This window comes from Vibrio sp. SS-MA-C1-2 (assembly GCF_021513135.1).
In the GTDB taxonomy this organism is placed as follows: domain Bacteria; phylum Pseudomonadota; class Gammaproteobacteria; order Enterobacterales; family Vibrionaceae.
Genome location: NZ_CP090981.1, coordinates 113729 through 134448, shown reverse-complemented (window position 1 = coordinate 134448; position 20720 = coordinate 113729). Strand labels below are relative to the sequence as shown.

The window sequence follows — 20720 nt, the reverse complement described above, 5'->3', positions numbered from 1 at the left end:
TACATGGATTACTATTAAGAGCATTAGCTCCTAAAGAGTTACAAAAAATATTAAACTTATTAGTAATGTATACTTTGCTTGATAATATCGCATGCGTTCTCCTTAGCAATATGCCCTATTTGCAACCCGTGAACTAATTCTCCAAATTCATCAAGAGCTTTTCGACGTTGATAAGTATTATAATTTATTTTTTCTATGTGATTACTAAAATCAATATAATCCATATTATTAACTTTTATATTTTTAAAGTTGAATATTCTTTTATCAAAGCAAAATGATGCATGAGAAAGAAGTGTTGTTATTTGATATGTTTTATTATAATTCTTTGAATTTCCAACTAACATAATTTGCGTATCAACAAAAGCCATTAAGTTAATTGCTTCTTGTTTATCTGGATCATTAGGAAAAAGTCGGTAAGCTTCACGCTCAACATCATCACGAAATCCATTTTTATTGCTATCTATTCCCTCCAATGTCAGTTTACCTTCACCACCAGGATCAGGGGGAATATGAGGAGGGTAATAACCATAGCTTGAACTATCACGACAGCCAGTCATAGCAATGAGCAAACATAATGGAATTAAGTAGGTTATTTTCATTTTCGTTACTCCTTAAATAAGAACTATTATTAAAGATTATTTATATTTAAAAATTAACTTGTACAACATGATTAAATATTTAATTATTATTTTGATTTGAACACTTTATTAATAATAAACAGAGTAACAGTCACAGGATATTTAATGATAGTTAACTATCAATAATAGATTTAATAATATTTTTAATTTGTAGGTTATAAGCTGAGATCTGATTGATTGTATATGTCAGGTGTTTTTTGTTAGTAATTTATAATTACATGAGTAAGTGGCTAAGTTAAAGAGAAATGAAAACTGCCCATTTAAATTGAATAACTAGTATCCATTTAAACGGGCAGTTTATACCCTTCATACTTGAAGTCGCTAGGTTGTTGGCTGTATTCGTTCGCCCCAATCATAGAGTACACCTATACTCATGGGGCCTCACTCACTTGCCGCCTACTAGCAACTCCAATTATTTTAGGTATATATCTTTATTTATTTCTAAATTTCACAAAATAGATAATTAAGCGTGAACACCACCTAATTGATCAAATAAATTAGGTAAAAAAGCACTTAATTCGCCACACATTAATGACATGTCTGCATCAATACGTTGTGCGATATCTTCTTTATCAATATCACTGTTTTGATCTTGTAGTTCATCATCAAACTTAATCCGCTTGATAGAGAGGTCTTCAGCTAAAATAAAGTTCATTCTATTTTGCCAATTAAGCTCAAGTTTAGTGACATACTTATCTGCGTCGATATGAACTTTAATCTCATCGCTAGTAAGATCTTGTTGCTTACAACGGATCACACCACCTTCTTCAAGGAGAGATTTAAATTCCGCTTCTCCACCAAGTTCAAAACCTGCAGGAGCATGACCCTCCTTAATCCATTCTGTTAATACGGTATCCGCTGGATTTTTAGTTTCAACCGGTGACACAGGTAAGCTACCGATAGACTTTCTTAACAATGCGAGAAGATCTTCCGCTTTTTTATGGCTACTCGCATCGACTAAAATTAACTGCAATTTGGGTAAAATAAGTGCATAAGTTTTTTGGCTACGGCTAAAAGCACGAGGAAGTAACTCCATGACCACATCATCTTTAATGGTCTCTTTTTCCGTTTTCTTTAGAGGACGACCTTGGTCAATTTCTAGCTTTTCGACACGTTGATCAAATGAGTCTTTAATGACCGCAGGAGGCAGAATCTTCTCTTCTTTTTTTGCACAAACTAAAAGATTACCTTCACAAGTATGAGTGAGTGCATCGCCATGCTTCCCTAACGCTTGCGTCCAGCCAAACTTCTGACGATCCTGACTACCACAAGGGTGGAATTGAAATTCGTTAAGCTGACTTTCTAGTTGTTCAACATCAAATTGAGTCTCTTTTGTAAAACGGTAAATCAGTAAGTTTTTAAACCAAATCATCGAGCCTTTCGCCTATATTTTAAATCAGAAGATAATCTTATGATATTAGCACTGGTTTGTCGCTGATTTCAGGTACAATCTTTAATATTGCATGAGAAGAGAGAGCATTTAGGACAATGAAGATTATTCATACTTCAGATTGGCATTTAGGGCATCAATTACATGGGTTTTCTCGAGAATATGAGCATCAATGTTTTTTAGATAAGTTAATTGAGCTACTCAAACAACATCAGTCGGATGCTCTACTTGTTGCGGGTGATATTTTTGATAGCGCGAATCCGCCAGCCAGCGCATGGCAAATGTTATATCGTTTTCTTGCTCGTCTCGCTAAAGAGTTACCAAAATTGAATGTTGTGATGATTGGCGGTAACCATGACTCGCCAAGTAAGCTAGATGCACCCCATGAACTACTAAAAGCGTTTGATCTCCATGTGATTGGTGGTATTAATCGAGACAATGAGGGTGAATTGGACTTTTCTCGTTATCTGATCCCACTGACCAATAAAGATGATCAAGTCGCAGCTTGGGTTGCCGCGGTGCCTTTTTTACGTTCTGCTGATTTAAGAAATGAAGAGCTAACTTCAGATCAAGACCGTTTGATTGCAGGAGTGGATCGTCTCTATCAGCAAGTTATCGATTATGGGCAAACTATCGCTAAACCAGATCAAGCCTTAATCGGGATGGGACATCTCTATATGGCCTCTTCTCAACTTTCAGAAATGTCCGAGCGTCGAATTCTCGGGGGCAATCAACATGCATTGCCTGCATCTATCTTTCCTGATTGTTTAAGCTATGTGGCATTAGGACATCTTCACCTTCCTCAAGTGGTCGCAAAACAGGATCGTATTCGCTATTGCGGTTCACCGATCCCACTCTCTTTGGCTGAGCGTAACTATAAACATCAAGTGCTTGCTGTTGAATTAAAAGAGAATCAATTATTAAAGATCGAGCCGATTTTATTAGATCGTGTTGTCGATCTATTAAAAGTACCAACCAAAGCAGCGCCTTTAGATGAGGTACTACAACAGCTAAATGAGCTGACACTGCCAGAGCTACCGCTTCATCAACAACCCTTTTTAGAAGTGGCTATTTTACTTGATCAACCGCAAACCTTAATTAGAGAAAAGATCCAAAAAGCACTAGAAGGGAAGTCAGTTCGACTGGCTAAGATCACCACTCATTATCAACGACAAGAAGCAGTGACCTTCTCGGCAAAACAGTTATCAGAGGTCTCACCGAGTGATGTCTTTAGTTATGCTTGGCAACAGAAATTTGAAGGTGATATCAGTCCTGAGTTGTCTCAAGCTTTTGCCGAAATCGAGAGTCAAGTTCAACAACAAGATGAGGAGAAATCGTGAAGATATTAGCATTACGTGGTCAGAATTTAGCAAGTTTACAAGATACTTTTGCGATTGATTTTGCCCATTCTATTTTAGGTGATGCGGGTTTATTTGCGATTACCGGTAAAACAGGGTCTGGGAAATCAACCTTATTGGATGCGATCTGTCTAGCACTGTTTGATCGAATGCCAAGATTACAGGCGAGTAAAAAGAATGATGCTGAAATTGTTGGCACCAAAGCGAATGATGTTCGAAGTATTCTTTCTCGAGGTCAATCTGAAGGTTTCGCTGAAGTCGACTTTATTGCCAATGATGGCACAAAATGGCGCGCGCACTGGCAAGTTCGTCGAGCGAGAAATAGAGCCGATGGACGATTACAAAATGTTGAACACTGGTTAGAAAATATCGAAACTGAGCAGCGATTTGCAGGTAAAAAGCAAGAAGTTCAAAGTAAATTAGAAACTTTAATCGGATTGAACTACGAACAGTTTCGTCGTGCCGTGATCTTACCTCAAGGTGAATTTGCTGCTTTTTTAAAAGCCAGTGCAGATGAACGAGCGACGCTGCTAGAAAGAATGACCGGTGGTGAAATTTATGGTCGGATCTCCGCGGCAGCCTATCAAAGAGCACAGCAAGAAAAAGTAAAGTTAGCGGAATTAATCAAGCAGTGTGACGGGGTTGAATTATTGACACCAGAACAACTTGAAGTGATAAAAAAGAACCTTGTTGAGTTAAAAAGTTTACGAGATAAAAATCAGAAGCTTATTGCCCAATCAACAGAGTATAAAGCGTTATTTAGCCATCAAGTCGAGTTACAACAAGGGATTGAAACGTTACAGGTTGCATTAGTTAACGCTGAAAACAGTGAAAAACAAGCGGAACCATTAAGAGAGAAGCTGACACACATTGAAGCCGCTCAAGACGCTAAATTAGTTCAGACTCAACGTGATCAACAACAAAAGACAACCTTAAGTCTAGTTGCTCAGCAGACGGAGCAGCAGCTAATTATTGAACAAGCAACAACGAATAAATCTCAAGCTCAAGGCAGAGTTGATAAGATAATGACAAACCTTGTTGAGACTGACTCCTCTTGGTTGCAGATAAAACCCAAGTTAGAACAAGGTATTTTATTACAGCAGCAAGCAGAACAAGTACAAAAGCTTGGAGAAGAGTCAAAACAGCAAGGAAATGCACTACAAAACAAAATAGAAGAGTATAAAAAACAGCTCCACGCTTTAGAGCAGAGTAAACAACTGAGTAAAAAGTGTTTAGCTGAAAGTCAGCGCTATTTAGTCAATAATCAGATGTTCGCGCCTATTGTCGAGCAGTTCAGTGCATTTAAGGATAATCTACAGCAATACAACCAAATTGATCAACAGCAGCGACAGTTACAGAATCAGACTAAACAGCTTAATCAGCAACAGCCAGAATTAGAGCGCAGCATTTTTGACTCTCAACAAAAAAGTAGCCAACTACAGACAGAGATTACTGACGTAAACCAACAGTTGGCTGAGCTTAATCAAACCGTTCTTTTGCAACAGCAGAGTCAATTACAACAACAGATCCAACAATGGAATCAACAAGAGAAACAGTGGCAGCAGGTTCTACAAATAGGCGAACGTTGGTTAACTACTACTGAACATATCGAAGAGTTAAATCTTGAACTGGCGAAAAATAGCAGTCAATTAGCAGAAACCCATCAGCAAGTTGAAGAAAAAAAGCCTTTAACAGCTAAGTTAACGATCCAGCTGGAAGAGGCAAAGTTAACCCAAACTAAATTATTTGCGAATGCAAAAGTTGAGCAGTACCGTTATCTATTAGAAGAGGATCAGCCTTGCCCGCTATGTGGTTCATTAACGCACCCTGTTAGCGATCAAGAGCAGTTGATCAGTGATCTTTTACAACAGCAGCAACAGCGAGTTACTGATCTCGAGCAACAACTTCAGCAAGAGGGTCAACAGCAGCAAACCCTTGAGTTAACGATTCAACAATTAATCGCTCAACAGTACTCATTACAAAAACGATTAACTTCACTAAAATTGTCAAATAAAGAGCTAATATTGTCGCTAATTGATGTGATCTCTAAAGTTAATCCAGATGCAGAATTGACGAATGATGTCACGATTATTGAGTACCAAAGTTCAAAAATAGAACAGCAGTTAATCGATTGGAAGGCTTCTTTAACGGATATTTTGCAGCAATTAACCCAAGGTCAACAAGGATTACAGCAGGTTCAGCAACAGTTACAACAAGGGCGAGAGCTGCAAAATCGTTGGCAACAATTGACGCAAGCTGAACAGAAATTAACGGCTAATTTAAACCAGCAGCAACAAGCTTTACTGACTAATCAAAGTGAATTAAAACGTCTGGCAGAACAGCAGCAAGGCTACCTTGAACAATTATCACACCGCCAACAGCTCATTTCACAACTTATTCCTGAGCAAAAGAGCTCTGAACAAGAAATTACAGAGCAAGAGGGCACAGAACAAAAGCGTCAACAACATTGGATCGAACAGCTACGACAGTTGGGTTATGAATCGATGATTGCTCAATACCAACAGCAAGTCACAAGTTACCAACAGCGGTTGAGCAATGAAGTTAACACTCTTGAGCAGTTAAACCAGTTGCAACTAAAAATAGCCGAGTTAACCACACATCTAACGCTTTTAGCCGAAGATCAAGCGAAACAGTTACAAAAACACCAAACTCTACAGAGTGAATGGCAACAGCTGAAACAGCAACGTATAGCGTTAGTCGGCGAAGACGATCCACAACAACAGAGCGATCAATGGGCAGCCAAATTGACGCAGTTGAGAACAGAGCAACAGACGGCCGATAAACAGTTACAACAACAGAGCGAAACATTAAGTGCGGAGTTAGCCAAAACGACCGCATTAGCTAAGCAACACCAGCAAAGTGTTGAGCAAGAAAGTCTGTATCAACAACAGTGGCAACAGTGGCTTCAAGGTTTAGCAATTAATGATGTTCAACTAACGGCTCGCTTGCAATACAGTTCCCAATGGATAGAAGAACAAAGAAAGACATTGCAAGATTTAACTCAACAGCGATTAAATGTATTAGCGAAATTAGCTGAGCGTGAACAGTTACTAAATGATTATCAGCCTAAATTGTTAGTGGCAAATCAATGGCTGATTGAACATCACTTAACAACAGATAAAATACCTGATCAGCAACAAACATGGCAGCATCAGCAACAAATATTAGATGAACAGAACATTACCTTACGTCAACAGTTAGACAATGCTGAACAAGCAATAGCTCAGAGTCAATCTTTGGTGGCTGAGGTGAATAAACAGCAGCAGCAGAGTGAAACGTGGTTACAATTAAGTGATCTGATAGGCTCGGCATCAGGCAATAAATTTAGAAATATCGCTCAAGGGTTAACGTTACGTCAATTAACCTTGATTGCGAATGAACACTTAACTCAATTAGCTCCCCGTTATGGATTACAACCTGTCGAAAACTCACCGCTCTCTCTACAGGTGATTGATTATGATATGGGGGATGAGTATCGCAGTGTGGAGTCGCTTTCTGGGGGAGAAAGTTTCTTAGTCTCACTCTCTTTAGCCTTGGCCTTGGCATCATTAGCGACGGATACTAAACAACTTGGTTCTCTCTTTATTGATGAAGGGTTTGGTACACTCGATCCCGATAGCTTAGAGATGGCGATCTCCTGTTTAGATACTTTACAAGCGGAAGGACGACAGATTGGTGTGATTTCTCATGTAACCACCTTGGTCGAGCGAATTGGTACTCAAGTTGCGATAGAAGCCCAAGGTGGTGGTCGAAGTCGAGTGGTTATTAAAAGTAGTTAGGCAATGTGGTCAATGAAATGAATGGATAAATTGTTTAATTTTGCATTTTTTTGATGAGTTGAATATGATTTGATGGTTAATAATTTATTTTATATGCCTTTCTTACTTGCAACCGGTAAGGTGTTAACGTTGAACATTCGCCGATTAGCCATTTCAATTACTTTGGGTATCGTCATCTTAATGTAACAATTGATACTAATAATATCGAAAGACATCCAATGATTAAAAATAGACAGAGTAAATAATATGGCGATAAAAGCACTGATTGTCGAAGATGAAGCCGCAATTCGCGAAATGTTAAGCTTTATTCTTCAACAGAAAGGATACGAAACCATTGAAGCTGAAGATTATCAAGATGGCTTAGATAAAATTGCTGAACCTTATCCTGATATTATTCTATTAGATTGGATGCTTCCTGGTGGCTCAGGTATTCAGATTCTGAAACACCTAAAGCGGGATGAGATGACGCGAAAGATCCCAGTAGTGATGCTGACTGCTCGTGGTGAAGAAGAGGATAAAGTCAAAGGACTAGAAGTTGGCGCTGATGATTACATCACTAAGCCTTTTTCTCCTAAAGAGTTACTGGCGCGCTTAACTGCTGTTATTCGTCGTGTTTCTCCGACAGTTTTGGAAGAGACAGTTGATGTCCAAGGGTTAAGTTTAGATCCTAGTTCTCATCGTGTTTTTGCCCATGGTGAACCTTTAGATATGGGGCCTACTGAGTTTAAGTTACTTCATTTCTTTATGACGCATCAAGAGCGAGTTTACAGCCGGGAACAGTTGCTTAATAATGTATGGGGAACGAATGTTTATGTTGAAGATCGAACCGTTGATGTTCATATTCGTCGAGTAAGAAAAGCGATTGAAAAAGGCGGGTTTGATAAGATGATCCAAACTGTTCGTGGTGCCGGTTATCGTTTTTCCACCAAACAGTCATAAGCAATCATTAAAGTTATCTTCATAAAGCAATTAAAGTCGTGACGAATAAAGCGGAGTAGTTAAATGGGTAGACGGTTATCATGGCAACGATTGCTAAAAGAGTTAATTATCTTTTATCTGCCTTGGTTCTTTTTAAGTCTATTTGTTGGTTATCTACCTTGGTTACTGCTCATTGCGACTTGGATCCAATTGATCTGGTATATGTATAACCAGCTTAAATTATCAAACTGGTTATGGAGTAATAAAGATCGCTCGATCCCCGTAGGAATGGGGTCATGGCAACCGATCTTTAATGGTGTTTATCGGCTTCAACGCCATCACCGTGGACGCAGAAAAGAGCTGTCTAGCTTAGTTCGACGTTTTAGAAATGGTGGCGAATCTCTTCCTGATGCAGTGATCGTTTTTGATGGCAATAATCAAGTTATTTGGTGTAATAAATTGGCCCAAGAACTATTAGGTTTCCGCTGGCCGGGAGACTCTGGACAACACATTGGTAATTTAATTCGTCAGCCTAAATTTATTAAATACCTCACTAAAAGAGATTTCAGTTCACCTTTAGATATCATTTCTCCTATCAACGAACATCGCAATTTAGAGTTACGTACTATGCCTTATAGTAAAGGTGAGTATTTAATGGTGGTGCGTGATGTCACCCAGATCAAACAGCTGGAAGGAATGCGCAAAAATTTCTTTGCTAATGTGTCTCATGAATTAAGAACACCAATGACGGTATTGCAAGGGTATTTAGAGATGTCTAAAGATCCTGAGATGCTGGTGGGGCCAATGTGGGATAAGGCGCATGGTGTGATGACTGAGCAGCTTAGTCGTATGAGTGGTTTGGTACAGCAACTTTTAACCCTTTCAAAAATTGAAGCCTCGCCACAACTAGAACTTGATGAAGAGATAAAAATTCCACAGATATTAGCGATTTTAGAGAAAGAGGCGAATTCTTTAAGTGGTGAAAATAATCACCAAATTACCTTCAATGTTGATCAAACGCTCTCAGTGCTTGGTGATGATGATCAATTGCGCAGTGCAATCTCTAATTTAGTCTATAACGCCGTAAAACATACAGCCCAAGGAGCGAGTATTGAGGTTCGTTGGTATTTGACTGATCAAGGAGCATGTTTTGAGGTGCAAGATCGTGGACAGGGGATTGAGCTTCAACATATTGATCGTTTAACTGAACGTTTCTATCGAGTCGATAAAGCGCGTTCAAGAGAAACTGGGGGCAGTGGTTTAGGGTTAGCGATAGTTAAACATGCTCTTGAGCATCATGATTCGCATTTAGATATTGAGAGTAAAGTGGGGGAAGGAAGTCTATTTTCTTTTACCTTACCGATGCGTTTAGTCTTGGTTAATAGCAAAAATCTGATGAATGGAGATAAAACACGATTTCTTGCTGATAATTTGGTTAATGTTACTGAAAGTTTTATTCATCAATCAGATAAAACCGGTGCGAGTGAGTAGATGAAATTGATCAAGTTAACTCATTTTTTTCGTTTGTTATCTTTAACTTTATTATTTTCAATTCTATTATCAACAAAAGTTACCTATGCCGAGAATCAAAAGCATTCCGTCGATATTGAAGTGCTGCCCTCAGGTCAAATAGGATTAGTTAAAGGCAATTTATCCTCCATTGGTTCTGATACCTTAGCAAATATGATGGCATTGTGGGGAGAAGGCTTTGAAGAGCGTTATCCTGCGGTGAATATCCAGATCCAAGCCGCCGGCTCTTCTACTGCACCTCCTGCCCTAATGGAGCAGACAGCACAATTTGCACCGATGAGTCGAAAGATGAAGCGCAAAGAGATTGCCGCATTCACAACTCGTTATGGTTATCCTCCTACAGAAATAAAAGTCGCCATTGATGCATTAGCGGTATTTGTTAATCGAGATAATCCAATTCAAGGGATTAACCTTCAACAATTAGATGGTATTTTTTCTATTACTCTACAGTGTGGGTTAAATGATAAGATTACCCGCTGGGGTGGCCTTGGTTTAAAAGGTCAATGGGCGAAGCGAGACTTCCAGATCTTTGGTCGTAATTCAGCTTCAGGAACTTATGGTTATTTTAAACAAAATGTACTCTGTCATGGTGATTTTGCGAATAATGTAAATGAACAACCTGGTTCGGCATCGGTTGTTCAATCGGTCTCATCCTCGCTTAATGGGATCGGTTACTCAGGTTTTGGTTATCGAACCTCAATGGTGAAAATGCTGCCAATAGCAAAACAGGGGCGAGACTATATTGCACCGACAATGGAAAATGTCACAGACGGTAAGTACCCACTTTCACGTTATCTTTATATTTATATTAATAAAAAGCCTCATATACCTCTTCCTGAATTAGATACTAAATTCTTACAGTATGTTCTTTCAACTGAAGGGCAACAAGTTGTCGTTAAAGATGGTTATATACCTCTTTCTGATGCGATGCTAAAGCAACAACGGACTAATTTAGGTTTTTAATTTCTGAGCGGTAATATGTCATATTTCTGTCATATAAACTTGGTAGGCTAAAGTTGGCGAGATCTTTGAATCGGTTTTTACAATGATGTAGAGTTATTACTTTATAAAAATCTCAACGCCGTTATGTGTTAAACTATATCAAAATAAGTGAGTTAATAAGAGGTTGGTGTCGAGTATGAAAGGGAGCCGTGATAGGCTGCAACATATTAATAAAAAAAGACAACTGATTAATCTCTTAACTACAAAAAGTGTCTCTGCTGGAGGTAATCTAGTCTTGCTGACACTACTACTGATATTCTTCTATCTACTTTATGTTGTCACTCCTATTTTTACCTCTGCCACGATGACACCTGCAGAGCGATTTTCTGTTTCTGATAACCCACTATTATCTCAGCACTTGTCCTCTTCTTTTCAGTCAAACATTACACAGATTGATAATAGTGGACGTTATGGCTATCAACTGAATCACGCTGGTGAGATAATTTATTTTAAATTACCTTCTTTAAATTTAGATCTTGATGCCAATATAGAATCAAATCATGCTAAAGATTCTGATTTTACTTTAGGGCAAGTTGATAATGTATTGACCCTAAAAGTGACAGCTCAAACAACAGCTATTGCCAGTAATAGCTATGTCCAAGGAAGCACTCATTTTGCTATTGCCAATGAAGTCACAACTAGTGAGTACAGAGCGAAGGAAAAAGTTGGTAATAAAGATAACCATGTCGATATGATATTGTCTGACAATGAAGCTGCTCAACGTCTTGGGGTTGCGAGTCTTGATGGCTCAATTACCCTTTTTTCCCCACAGTTAGAAAAATTCATCTATTTATCGAGTCAAACTAAATTACGTTCTACAGGTAAAGGTACTAAAAATAAAGAACCAGGAAGTAAGCGACCACTAACTTCAAGTGCTGAGATATTAAAGAATAAAATTGATAAGGATACAAAACGACAAACGATACAGATTGCGCCCCCAGGTGTTGCGATTGAGCAGTGGCAATTTAGCCAAAGCCTTAACTCCTTGGTTGTTGTCGCTCAAACCTCTGACAAGCAGTTATTACTTTATAGAAGTAAGGTTTATAAGAATAAGGCGGATAAAAAGGATATAACGAGAGAGCAGGTAACCGCGAGTAAAATATTAGATCTTTCTCAGCAACTTAAGCTGCCACAACAAATTAAAACATTACTGTTAGATCCGAATGGTGAGACACTTTATCTTCTTTCTGGTCATCAACTCTATATCGTCGATTTAAGTCAACAACCTACTATACAAGATGTTCTTGACCTGACAAAAAACAACAGTGAACCAAGTTCCATATCACTCCTTTCTGGGGCTAGTTCTCTTTTAGTGACTCATGAGAGTGAAATGGTTTCGCAGTGGTTCTATCGGTTGAAGAATGGAGAGCGTAAATTGACGTTTATTCGTGATTTTAGCTCGTCACAGTACACTTCCTCTTCTCAGCAAGTGGTGGCACAAGCATCGCAAGTTAGTACCGTTTTGCCAGAGACACAACGTAAAGGCTTTTATCTTCTGCAAGATAATGGATTGTTTACAGGTTTTTATACTACAAATCATCACGCTTTATTAGAACGTCAGCTTTTTTCTTTATCTAATGATACGAGAAAAGATAGAGCTCAGGCAGCGCTGTCGCCATCAGGTGAGCGTTTACTATTGATGAGAGGTAGTGAATGGCAGTTATTTGATATTAATAATAAATACCCAGAAATATCATTAAGCTCGTTATGGAGTAAAGTATGGTATGAAAACTACCCTGAGCCGGATTATGTTTGGCAATCCTCTTCGAGTGACAGTAATTTTGAGGCTAAGTTTAGTTTAACACCACTGGTTTGGGGAACATTAAAAGGTGCGTTGTATGCGCTATTTTTCGCTATTCCTGTTGGTGTGTTAGGAGCGGTTTATACTGGCTATTTTATGACGGACAGTGTGCGCCGTTATATCAAACCCACCATTGAGATCATGGAAGCGATTCCAACGGTTATTCTCGGTTTTTTAGCCGGATTATGGCTTGCACCTCATGTTGAAAATAATTTACCGGCAGTCGTTATTCTCGTGTTGACTCTACCGCTATTTTTTATGGTTATTGGTGGTTTTTGGCATCTTGTTAAACGAGTCATTAAGATTAATATTCCTTTAGGCTTTGAGTTTATTGTGCTGCTGTTATTTATCTTATTGTGGGGATGGAGTGCTTTTTCTTTGAGTCCGTGGATTGAAAGCTATTTCTTTGCTGGTGATCTTAGAATGTTTATCACCAATGAGCTAGGTTTCTCGTTTGATCAGCGTAATGCATTAATTGTCGGTTTTGCGATGGGGTTTGCTGTCACACCAACCATATTTACCATTGCAGAAGATGCGATCTATTCGGTACCAAAACACTTGAGTAATGGCTCATTAGCTTTAGGGGCGACGCAATGGCAGACGTTAACGAAAGTTGTTTTGTTAACCGCTAGCCCTGGGATTTTCTCGGCTATTATGATGGGGTTTGGCCGTGCGGTAGGTGAAACCATGATTGTGTTAATGGCGTCAGGTAATACGCCAGTTATGGACAGTCATCTCTTTTCTGGGTTACGTTCATTAGCGGCCAATATTGCAATTGAAAGCCCAGAATCTGAAGTTGGTAGTCCTCATTATCGGGTGCTATTTTTAGCGGCATTATTACTGTTTATTTTTACTTTTGTCTTTAATACGATTGCTGAAATGGTGAGGTTACGTTTACGTGAAAAATATCGCTCACTTTAATCCCCACTTTTTCTTTGACGTTTTGAAGGTGTTGGATATGTTCGTTTATTTACCTACAACACCCATGGTGAATGATGTCATTAGGAGTCATGATGATTAAGTGGTTCCGTTCTGGTGATCCTTGGATTTGGCTGACTGCAGGAATGATCTCAACTAGCTTGATTGCAGTGTTTGGTCTGTTGCTATTGATTGCGACAAAAGGACTTAGTTACTTCTGGCCTGCTGATATTTATCAGATCACGGTAGATCAACAGGGACAATCAAAGCAAATTGTCGGTGAGATCTTTAAACGACAAGATATCTCTAAGCAACGACTTTTAGAGGCGGGTTACTCAGTTGAAAATATTAAAGGCTTAGAAGATCAACGGTTATTAATTCGAATTGGACATCGTGAGTTAAGTAGTATCAATTTTGATGTTATTTTACAAAGTGAGATTCAAAAGCAGACTCAACCTAAAGATATCGCAACGATTACCCGAACAAAAAATGGCCCTGTTTACGCCTTCCCAGAAACTGTGACTCATCAAGGTGAATCCGTCACGGTAGAAAATATTGAACAACAAGTTGCGAGTAAAATTGCGCTTTATCAAGAATATCGTCAGCAGTATCGTCAACTAGTGGCTGAAAACCGAACTCATATGAGTCCTGAGTTGATCCGTCAGTTAACGGATATCAAAGCGAAAATGAAACAAGATAGTTTGATAGTTCAAGATATCAATGGTCAAACAATTAAGCTGCCATTTTCTGAGATCCTTGATTTTTGGTATCCGAATCAACTTTCACTATTCGGGAAGCTATCGATTTGGGGACATCAATTAATTCATTTTCTAGTTGATAATCCGAGAGAGGCGAATACCGAAGGTGGAGTCTTTCCTGCGATATTTGGCACGGTATTTATGGTGATCTTAATGTCTATTATCGTGATGCCGTTAGGGGTCTTAGCGGCTGTTTATCTTCATGAGTATGCCAAAGATAATACCTTCACTCGAATCATTCGTATCTCGGTGGTCAATTTAGCCGGCGTCCCCTCCATAGTGTACGGTATTTTTGGTCTAGGCTTTTTTGTTTATACCATTGGTGGCACGATGGATCAGCTTTTCTATTCCGAACAATTGCCAGCGCCGACGTTTGGGACACCGGGGATCTTATGGTCAGCTTTAACCTTGGCAATCTTAACTTTGCCTGTGGTCATTGTGACGACTGAAGAGGGGTTAACTCGAATTCCTTCTGCAATCCGTTATGGTTCATTAGCGCTAGGGGCAACAAAAGCGGAAACCTTATGGCGTATTGTATTACCGATGGCGACACCTGCTATGATGACAGGATTGATCTTAGCGATTGCACGAGCTGCGGGGGAAGTCGCGCCATTAATGTTAGTGGGAGCGGTAAAAATGGCGCCAACACTTCCTGTCGATAGTACTTTCCCTTTTGTTCATTTAGATCGAAAATTTATGCATTTGGGTTCTCATATTTATGATGTTGGTTTTCAAAGCCCCAATGTTGAGTCTGCACGACCTTTAGTTTATGCCACCTCGTTATTACTGATCACTGTTGTTGTGGGGTTAAATCTCACTGCCATCATGATCCGCAGTAAACTTCGTGACCGTTTTCAATTATATAGTTAGGTAGAATATTGCTATGAAACGACCATTTTTCTCTTTTGAAATCGGTGAGAAATCATTAGATGTCAATCAGCTATTGGCGAAAGATACCGCAATAGAGATTGAGGGATTGAATTTATCTTATGGTTCAAAGCAGGTTCTGTTTGATATCAATATGAAGATTCCAAAGCATCGAGTCACCGCATTTATTGGTCCTTCTGGTTGTGGAAAGTCGACATTGTTACGTTGTTTGAATCGAATGAATGAGCTGGTGGATAGTTGTAAAACCCAAGGTAAGGTCTTAGTTGATGAAGATAATATTTACCGCCCTAATTTAGATGTTGCCACTTTACGTCGTCGAGTTGGAATGGTTTTTCAGACGCCAAATCCATTTCCAAAATCGATTTATGAAAATGTGGTTTATGGATTGCGCCTTCAAGGTATAAGAGATCCTCGTCAATTGGATGAGGTTGTTGAATGTTCTCTAAAGGGGGCAGCATTGTGGGATGAAGTCAAAGATCGTCTTAATGAAAATGCGTTTAGTTTGTCGGGTGGGCAGCAGCAAAGGTTAGTGATCGCTCGTGCGATTGCCATTGAGCCTGAAGTTCTGTTATTAGATGAACCAACATCTGCGTTAGATCCAACAGCAACATTAACCATTGAAGAATTAATCTCTGACTTAAAACTGAAATATACTATTGTTATAGTAACTCATAATATGCAGCAAGCGGCGCGCGTTTCAGATCACACTGCCTTTATGAGTATGGGGAAAGTCATCGAATATGATGATACAGATACCATTTTTACCGCTCCGACTCATAAGCAGACTGAAGACTATATTACTGGTCGCTACGGATAACAAGAATAATAGAGAGAAGGTTCTAGGTGGATAATTTATTGATCAATCGACATATTTCTGGACAGTTTAATGCAGAGCTAGAAAGCCTTCGTAGCCATGTTTTGGTGATGGGTGGGCTGGTTGAAAAGCAATTTGATGATGCATTAAAAGCGATGAATCAGAAAGATATTGAATTGGCTCAGCGTGTTCACCGTAAAGATCAGAGAGTCAATGAGATGGAAGTTGCCATTGATGAAGCTTGTACTCGAATTATTGCCAAACGTCAGCCAACCGCCAGTGATCTGCGTTTAATTATGTCAATTATTAAAACCGTCGCTGATCTCGAACGGATTGGTGATGCTTCGGTTAAGATTGCTAAAATGGCGTCAGACCAAACGATTCATCAACAACAAGATATGATCGTTTCGCTTTTTCATCTAGGGAAGTTAGCGCTCTCTATGCTGCATCAAGTACTTGATGCTTTCGCTCGTATGGATGACAAGGCGGCGATTGAACTTTACCAACTTGATAATCAAATTAATAAAAAACATCGTGAAGTCTTAGGGTTATTGACTGACAAGATGCAAGCAAACCCCGCACTGATCCCTATGTTATTAACGCTCGTTCATAGCATTAATGATATTGAAAGAGTGGGTGATCGTTGCCAGAATATCTGTGAATATATTATCTATTTTGTGACGGGAAATGATGTGCGTCATACTGGACTAAAGCAGCTAATTGAATAAAGGATTTAGTCGAGTCATTTGAACCTCATGTTACTTTTCAAAGTCTAATAGCCACTCCTTACGATCCAATCCGCCAGCATATCCGGTTAGTTTGCCATTTTTACCAATGACACGGTGACAGGGGATAATAATACTGATTGGATTTTTTCCATTGGCTGCACCAACTGCCCTTACTGCTTTTGGATTTTCCATCCGATTTGCCTGCTCACCGTAACTGATCGTCTCACCAAATGGGATACTCTGAAGCGCTTTCCAAGTACTTAACTGGAAAGGTGTACCTTGTAGGTCGATCGGAAGATCGAATTCGGTTCTCTGGCCTTTGAAATACTGATCTAATTGCTGATAAGCTTGTTGGCAGATCTCATCATCATTAATTTCTTGATCTGTTGAGTGGATATGATCAACGCGAATAAGGGCTTCACCATTGCTGACAATAAGAAGATCACCAATAGGGGCTGAGTAAATTAATTGATAATGAGGCATAGAAACGACCTATATTTTTGAGTAGATAGATGTGAAAAATCAATCATACCGCAGATAAGCAAAAAGGCCTGAGAAAATCTCAAGCCTTTTGGTCTATAAAGCGTAACAGAGTGTTAGCTATTATAGGTCATCTGAATGCTCAGATAGGAATGCAGCAACACCTTTTGGTGATGCATCCATACCCGCTTTACCAGCTTCCCACTGTGCAGGACAAACTTCACCGTGCTCTTGGTGGAAGTTTAATGCGTCAACCATACGTAGCATTTCGTCGATGTTACGGCCTAGTGGAAGGTCGTTAACGACTTGGTGACGAACCATACCGTCTTCATCGATTAGGAAAGAACCACGGAAAGCAACACCAGCTTCTGGATGCTCAACATCGTATGCTTTACAGATTTCGTGTTTGATATCAGCAACTAATGGGTACTTAACTTGACCAATGCCGCCATCTTCGATAGCAGTGTTACGCCATGCGTTGTGAGAGAACTCTGAATCGATTGAGATACCGATAACTTCAGCACCTTTTGCTTGGAAGTCAGCTAGACGCTTATCAAAAGCGATTAACTCAGATGGGCAAACAAAAGTAAAATCTAGTGGGTAAAAGAAAACAACCGCTTTTTTACCTTTTGTGAACTCTGCGAAGTTGAAGTTATCAACAATGTCACCGTTACCAAGAACTGCTGAAGCTGTAAAATCAGGGGCTTGACGACCTACTAGAACCATTTTGAACTCCTAAAAAAATTAAATGCTAGCTCGTATAAGCTAGTCTCTTTCTCAATTGCGTTTACTATAACGTACTCCTCTCATAGGAAAAAGAAGAATAAACAGATTGTAGCAATCGAAAAAATCGATTAAGTTATTCCTTTAGCCTTCTTTATTATAAGTTGGCATCCTGTTTGATATCTGTTGCTTATATCTTATTTGATGTTAACAACAGGTTGTCTCATTATTGCAGAATATATATCCAATTGGAATGGATGAGGAACTCAAATTTATGAATAAGTGGCCTTCCCTCAAACAGTTACGCTATTTAATTAAGCTCCACGAGTTACGTCATTTTGGCGATGCGGCAAAAGCCTGCTTTGTAAGTCAATCGACGCTAAGTTCAGGGATTCAAAATTTAGAAGAGCTTTTAGAGTGTCAATTAATTGAACGAGATAACCGTCATTTAGTTTTTTCTCCGATGGGAGAAGAGGTGGTCATACGGAGTCGAGAGCTATTAGCGCGTAGTCAGGATTTGATGGAGATAGCAAGAAGCCAAGGGGAGATGATGGAAGGGAAGTTACGGCTTGGCTGTATTCCGACTATTGCGCCTTTTTTATTGGGCGATCTGGTTCAAGAGGTTAACCGACAATATCCAAAGCTCGACTTATTACTGCGAGAAGATACGACGGATAATTTACTCTCTGCTCTTCGTCATGGTGAGATTGACGTATTGATCTTAGCTTTGCCTATCGATATTCATGGTATGGAGAGTCAAATTGTGGGGCGAGATCCTTTTAAAATGGTGATTAGCAGCCAGCAAGTAAATTCAATTTCTGTGCCGATCCATTATGATAATTTACCGGATGAGTCGGTATTCTTATTGGAAAAAGTCCACTGCTTAACGGATCATGCGGTATCAGCGTGTCAGTTAACGACAAAAGATAAAATCAATCCTTTTACCGCAACCAGTTTACACACCTTAGTTCAGATGGTCGCCAATGGTTTAGGAACGACCTTTATTCCACAGATGGCGATTGAACATGGACTGCTCGATAATCAAAATTTATTGGTCTTCGATCCACCAGGAACCGACGCCTATCGAGAGATCGGATTGGTTTGGCGCCCAACATCTAACCGTACTGCTCAGTTTAAGAAGATCGCGACGTTAGTGGAAGAGTTGCTTTAGCCATTATTTAAGCGTTTTTATACTTGAGTGCTATATCAATGGCTGTTTAACCTTATTCAGCCAGTTTTACTTGTCTAATTTTATGCGCTTTACTCATCATAGGCTAAAGGCTCACTCTCTTCCTGTAACTCAAGTAGATTAATAGCGATACCTACAAAATCTGTATCGGTAATAATACCAATAATTTGCTTTCCTTCAACGACAGGAAGGCAACCATATTTGTGTTTCTGCATATAAAGAGCGGCTTCTTTTAATCCGGCTTTAGGCGTCACAGTCGCTACTTTTTCTAACATGATATCTGCCATGGTAATCATTAAATCTTGTTCAGGATTGACAGATTGCTGCAAGCTCGACTCTTGAGCGGCTAAAATATTACGCTGAGTGACCAGTCCAATTAACTCTTTTTTCTTATTGATAATTGGAATGTGGCGGATCCCAGATTTTGCCATCAATTGCTTTGCATCACTGATTGGGCGCTCTAGGGTGAGTGTGTGGGGGTGCGGAGTCATCATATCTTCAACGGTAAACATATAAACCACCTATACTGAAATGTTAGTAAGATTTTTGATGTCAATTTTTCTTCAATGATATTACTAATATTAGCAGATAAAACAGATGATTAATGTCATGTTTTGTTACTTTCGTTAAGGTTCGGTAAATACTTTTTAATTAAAAGGTATGTGACTAAATAAATTATTTTTGTTGTTGAGGTGCGGTTTTATGGTGGGAGTTTCGCGTTTTTTTCAATTTATTTTTGCAGCTACTTTTCTATTTAGCTCACTCTCTAATGCGATGATTAGTCCAAGAATTGTCGGTGGAAATGATACCACCATTGAAGCACATCCATGGCAAATTTGGTTGAGTAACGCTCAAACAAATACCTATTGCGGCGGTGTGATTATCGCTGAACAATGGGTGTTGACTGCGGCTCATTGTGTGAGTGAAGTAAATAACATTTTAATGACGCCTGCTTCTGCAGAACAAATTGAAGTTTATTATGGTGAAACTGAGTTCTCTTACTCTTCTCCGTCTCAATACGGTGAATTACTCTATGTTCATCAAGATTACTATTCTTCTAGTAGCCAAATCATTAATGATATCGCACTCATTTATCTTTCTTCTCCTTTAGTCTTTAGTGATTCAGTGGCTGCGATTGATCTTGCAACGACATCCGTTGACTCTACGATCTCTCAATTACGCTCAATAGATCGCGCTTTAGTTGTTACCGGGTGGGGACGAACGACAAATAACTCGAATAGCGGGAGCGATACTTTACAAGAAGTCTCATTAAGTTATGTTTCTGATTCCAGTTGCCGCGCGAGTTGGTCAAACCTAGATAATTCCTCTCAGCTATGTGCTAGTACTGATAATGGACAAGATAGTTGTAATGGGGATTCCGGTGGCCCTCTCTCCTATAATCTAAATGGTATTGATTATCTTGTTGGTTTAGTCAGTTATGGCGATGGAAATGGTTGTGCTTCTGGTGTGCCAGGTGTGTATAGCCAAATCTCTTATTTTGTGGATTGGATAGATCAAGTACAAGCGGGAGATATTGAACCAACGAGTGAAGCGCGAGTCGTAACAAGTGATAGTAGCGGTGGAGGCGGTGGTGGTAGCATTGGATTTATTATGATGCTTTCTCTTTTCTCTTTAATGGTTTGTCGTTTACAAAGGCCAGCGCTTTGTTACAAAAAGTCACTTTTTTACGATCTAGGGATAAGATTATTGCTGAATAAAAATTAATAATGAAATTAGATAGGAATTATTCACTGACATTTGCGCTGGAAACTTGATCTTGCGAGT

The 20720-nt window shown here is 39.2% G+C and carries 15 protein-coding genes and 1 pseudogene; 11 read left to right on the top strand and 5 right to left on the bottom strand.

Features of this window, described 5'->3' with window-relative positions; translation table 11 throughout:
* Positions 1-59: 59 nt before the first annotated feature.
* Complete coding sequence (locus L0B53_RS05155; RefSeq protein WP_235061086.1) at positions 60-599, bottom strand: hypothetical protein; 540 nt, start codon at positions 597-599, stop codon at positions 60-62.
* A 502-nt stretch (positions 600-1101) separates the two neighbouring features.
* Entirely contained in the window at positions 1102-2007 is a 906-nt protein-coding gene (gene rdgC, locus L0B53_RS05150; protein WP_235062180.1) for a recombination-associated protein RdgC, read from the bottom strand.
* Positions 2008-2126: 119 nt separating this feature from the next.
* Here rdgC and L0B53_RS05145 point away from each other — a divergent pair, with 119 nt between their 5' ends.
* The 9 genes and pseudogenes from L0B53_RS05145 (at position 2127) to phoU (ending at position 16543) form a co-directional block, all read left to right on the top strand.
* Complete coding sequence (locus L0B53_RS05145; protein ID WP_235061085.1) at positions 2127-3368, top strand: exonuclease SbcCD subunit D C-terminal domain-containing protein; 1242 nt, start codon at positions 2127-2129, stop codon at positions 3366-3368.
* Positions 3365-7186: an AAA family ATPase gene (locus L0B53_RS05140; RefSeq protein WP_235061084.1), complete on the top strand. Its 3822-nt coding sequence runs from the start codon at positions 3365-3367 to the stop codon at positions 7184-7186. Before L0B53_RS05145 ends, L0B53_RS05140 begins: the two co-directional genes overlap by 4 nt.
* 246 nt (positions 7187-7432) lie before the next feature.
* A complete protein-coding gene (gene phoB, locus L0B53_RS05135; RefSeq protein WP_235061083.1) occupies positions 7433-8125 on the top strand; it encodes a phosphate regulon transcriptional regulator PhoB in 693 nt (230 codons plus the stop codon).
* Positions 8126-8188: 63 nt separating this feature from the next.
* Positions 8189-9481 (top strand): annotated as a pseudogene (phoR, locus tag L0B53_RS05130) (phosphate regulon sensor histidine kinase PhoR); the annotation flags it as partial.
* A 114-nt stretch (positions 9482-9595) separates the two neighbouring features.
* Positions 9596-10597, top strand: a complete 1002-nt coding sequence (locus L0B53_RS05125; protein WP_235061082.1) for a PstS family phosphate ABC transporter substrate-binding protein — start codon at positions 9596-9598, stop codon at positions 10595-10597.
* 175 nt (positions 10598-10772) lie between these two features.
* Positions 10773-13358, top strand: a complete 2586-nt coding sequence (locus tag L0B53_RS05120; RefSeq protein WP_235061081.1) for an ABC transporter permease subunit — start codon at positions 10773-10775, stop codon at positions 13356-13358.
* A 92-nt stretch (positions 13359-13450) separates the two neighbouring features.
* The gene (gene pstA / locus L0B53_RS05115) at positions 13451-14983 is read left to right on the top strand and encodes a phosphate ABC transporter permease PstA (protein WP_235062179.1); all 1533 of its coding nucleotides are present in this window, start codon (positions 13451-13453) and stop codon (positions 14981-14983) included.
* Between the two features lie 13 nt (positions 14984-14996).
* Positions 14997-15818: a phosphate ABC transporter ATP-binding protein PstB gene (pstB, locus tag L0B53_RS05110; RefSeq protein ID WP_235061080.1), complete on the top strand. Its 822-nt coding sequence runs from the start codon at positions 14997-14999 to the stop codon at positions 15816-15818.
* A gap of 26 nt (positions 15819-15844) precedes the next feature.
* Positions 15845-16543 carry a phosphate signaling complex protein PhoU gene (phoU, locus tag L0B53_RS05105; protein ID WP_235061079.1) on the top strand — a complete coding sequence of 233 codons (699 nt, stop codon included), beginning with the start codon at positions 15845-15847 and terminating at the stop codon, positions 16541-16543.
* Between the two features lie 30 nt (positions 16544-16573).
* Here the strand turns inward: phoU and L0B53_RS05100 are convergent, their stop codons facing one another.
* Together L0B53_RS05100 and L0B53_RS05095 are read right to left on the bottom strand one after the other, a co-directional pair.
* Positions 16574-17026 (bottom strand): methylated-DNA--[protein]-cysteine S-methyltransferase, encoded by a 453-nt coding sequence (locus tag L0B53_RS05100; protein ID WP_235061078.1) that lies wholly within the window; start codon positions 17024-17026, stop codon positions 16574-16576.
* A 120-nt stretch (positions 17027-17146) separates the two neighbouring features.
* Positions 17147-17749: a peroxiredoxin C gene (locus tag L0B53_RS05095; RefSeq protein ID WP_235061077.1), complete on the bottom strand. Its 603-nt coding sequence runs from the start codon at positions 17747-17749 to the stop codon at positions 17147-17149.
* A gap of 271 nt (positions 17750-18020) precedes the next feature.
* On the opposite strand from L0B53_RS05095, the gene L0B53_RS05090 reads away from it, so the two are divergent.
* A complete protein-coding gene (locus L0B53_RS05090) occupies positions 18021-18917 on the top strand; it encodes a hydrogen peroxide-inducible genes activator (RefSeq protein ID WP_235061076.1) in 897 nt (298 codons plus the stop codon).
* 89 nt (positions 18918-19006) lie between these two features.
* On the opposite strand, the gene L0B53_RS05085 is transcribed toward L0B53_RS05090, so the two are convergent.
* The gene (locus tag L0B53_RS05085; RefSeq protein ID WP_235061075.1) at positions 19007-19447 is read right to left on the bottom strand and encodes a CBS domain-containing protein; all 441 of its coding nucleotides are present in this window, start codon (positions 19445-19447) and stop codon (positions 19007-19009) included.
* Positions 19448-19637: 190 nt separating this feature from the next.
* On the opposite strand from L0B53_RS05085, the gene L0B53_RS05080 reads away from it, so the two are divergent.
* Positions 19638-20660 carry a trypsin-like serine protease gene (locus tag L0B53_RS05080; protein WP_235061074.1) on the top strand — a complete coding sequence of 341 codons (1023 nt, stop codon included), beginning with the start codon at positions 19638-19640 and terminating at the stop codon, positions 20658-20660.
* Positions 20661-20720 lie beyond the last annotated feature (60 nt).

What these genes read in the sequence shown, in the direction of transcription:
- pstA (WP_235062179.1), top strand. Translation starts at nt 13,451, where the DNA reads ATGATTAAGTGGTTCCGTTCTGGTGATCCTTGGATTTGGCTGACTGCA.
- L0B53_RS05155 (WP_235061086.1), bottom strand. Translation starts at nt 599, where the DNA reads ATGAAAATAACCTACTTAATTCCATTATGTTTGCTCATTGCTATGACT.
- L0B53_RS05085 (WP_235061075.1), bottom strand. Translation starts at nt 19,447, where the DNA reads ATGTTTACCGTTGAAGATATGATGACTCCGCACCCCCACACACTCACC.
- L0B53_RS05145 (WP_235061085.1), top strand. Translation starts at nt 2,127, where the DNA reads ATGAAGATTATTCATACTTCAGATTGGCATTTAGGGCATCAATTACAT.
- L0B53_RS05090 (WP_235061076.1), top strand. Translation starts at nt 18,021, where the DNA reads ATGAATAAGTGGCCTTCCCTCAAACAGTTACGCTATTTAATTAAGCTC.
- L0B53_RS05125 (WP_235061082.1), top strand. Translation starts at nt 9,596, where the DNA reads ATGAAATTGATCAAGTTAACTCATTTTTTTCGTTTGTTATCTTTAACT.
- L0B53_RS05095 (WP_235061077.1), bottom strand. Translation starts at nt 17,749, where the DNA reads ATGGTTCTAGTAGGTCGTCAAGCCCCTGATTTTACAGCTTCAGCAGTT.
- L0B53_RS05120 (WP_235061081.1), top strand. Translation starts at nt 10,773, where the DNA reads ATGAAAGGGAGCCGTGATAGGCTGCAACATATTAATAAAAAAAGACAA.
- phoB (WP_235061083.1), top strand. Translation starts at nt 7,433, where the DNA reads ATGGCGATAAAAGCACTGATTGTCGAAGATGAAGCCGCAATTCGCGAA.
- L0B53_RS05080 (WP_235061074.1), top strand. Translation starts at nt 19,638, where the DNA reads ATGGTGGGAGTTTCGCGTTTTTTTCAATTTATTTTTGCAGCTACTTTT.
- pstB (WP_235061080.1), top strand. Translation starts at nt 14,997, where the DNA reads ATGAAACGACCATTTTTCTCTTTTGAAATCGGTGAGAAATCATTAGAT.
- L0B53_RS05100 (WP_235061078.1), bottom strand. Translation starts at nt 17,026, where the DNA reads ATGCCTCATTATCAATTAATTTACTCAGCCCCTATTGGTGATCTTCTT.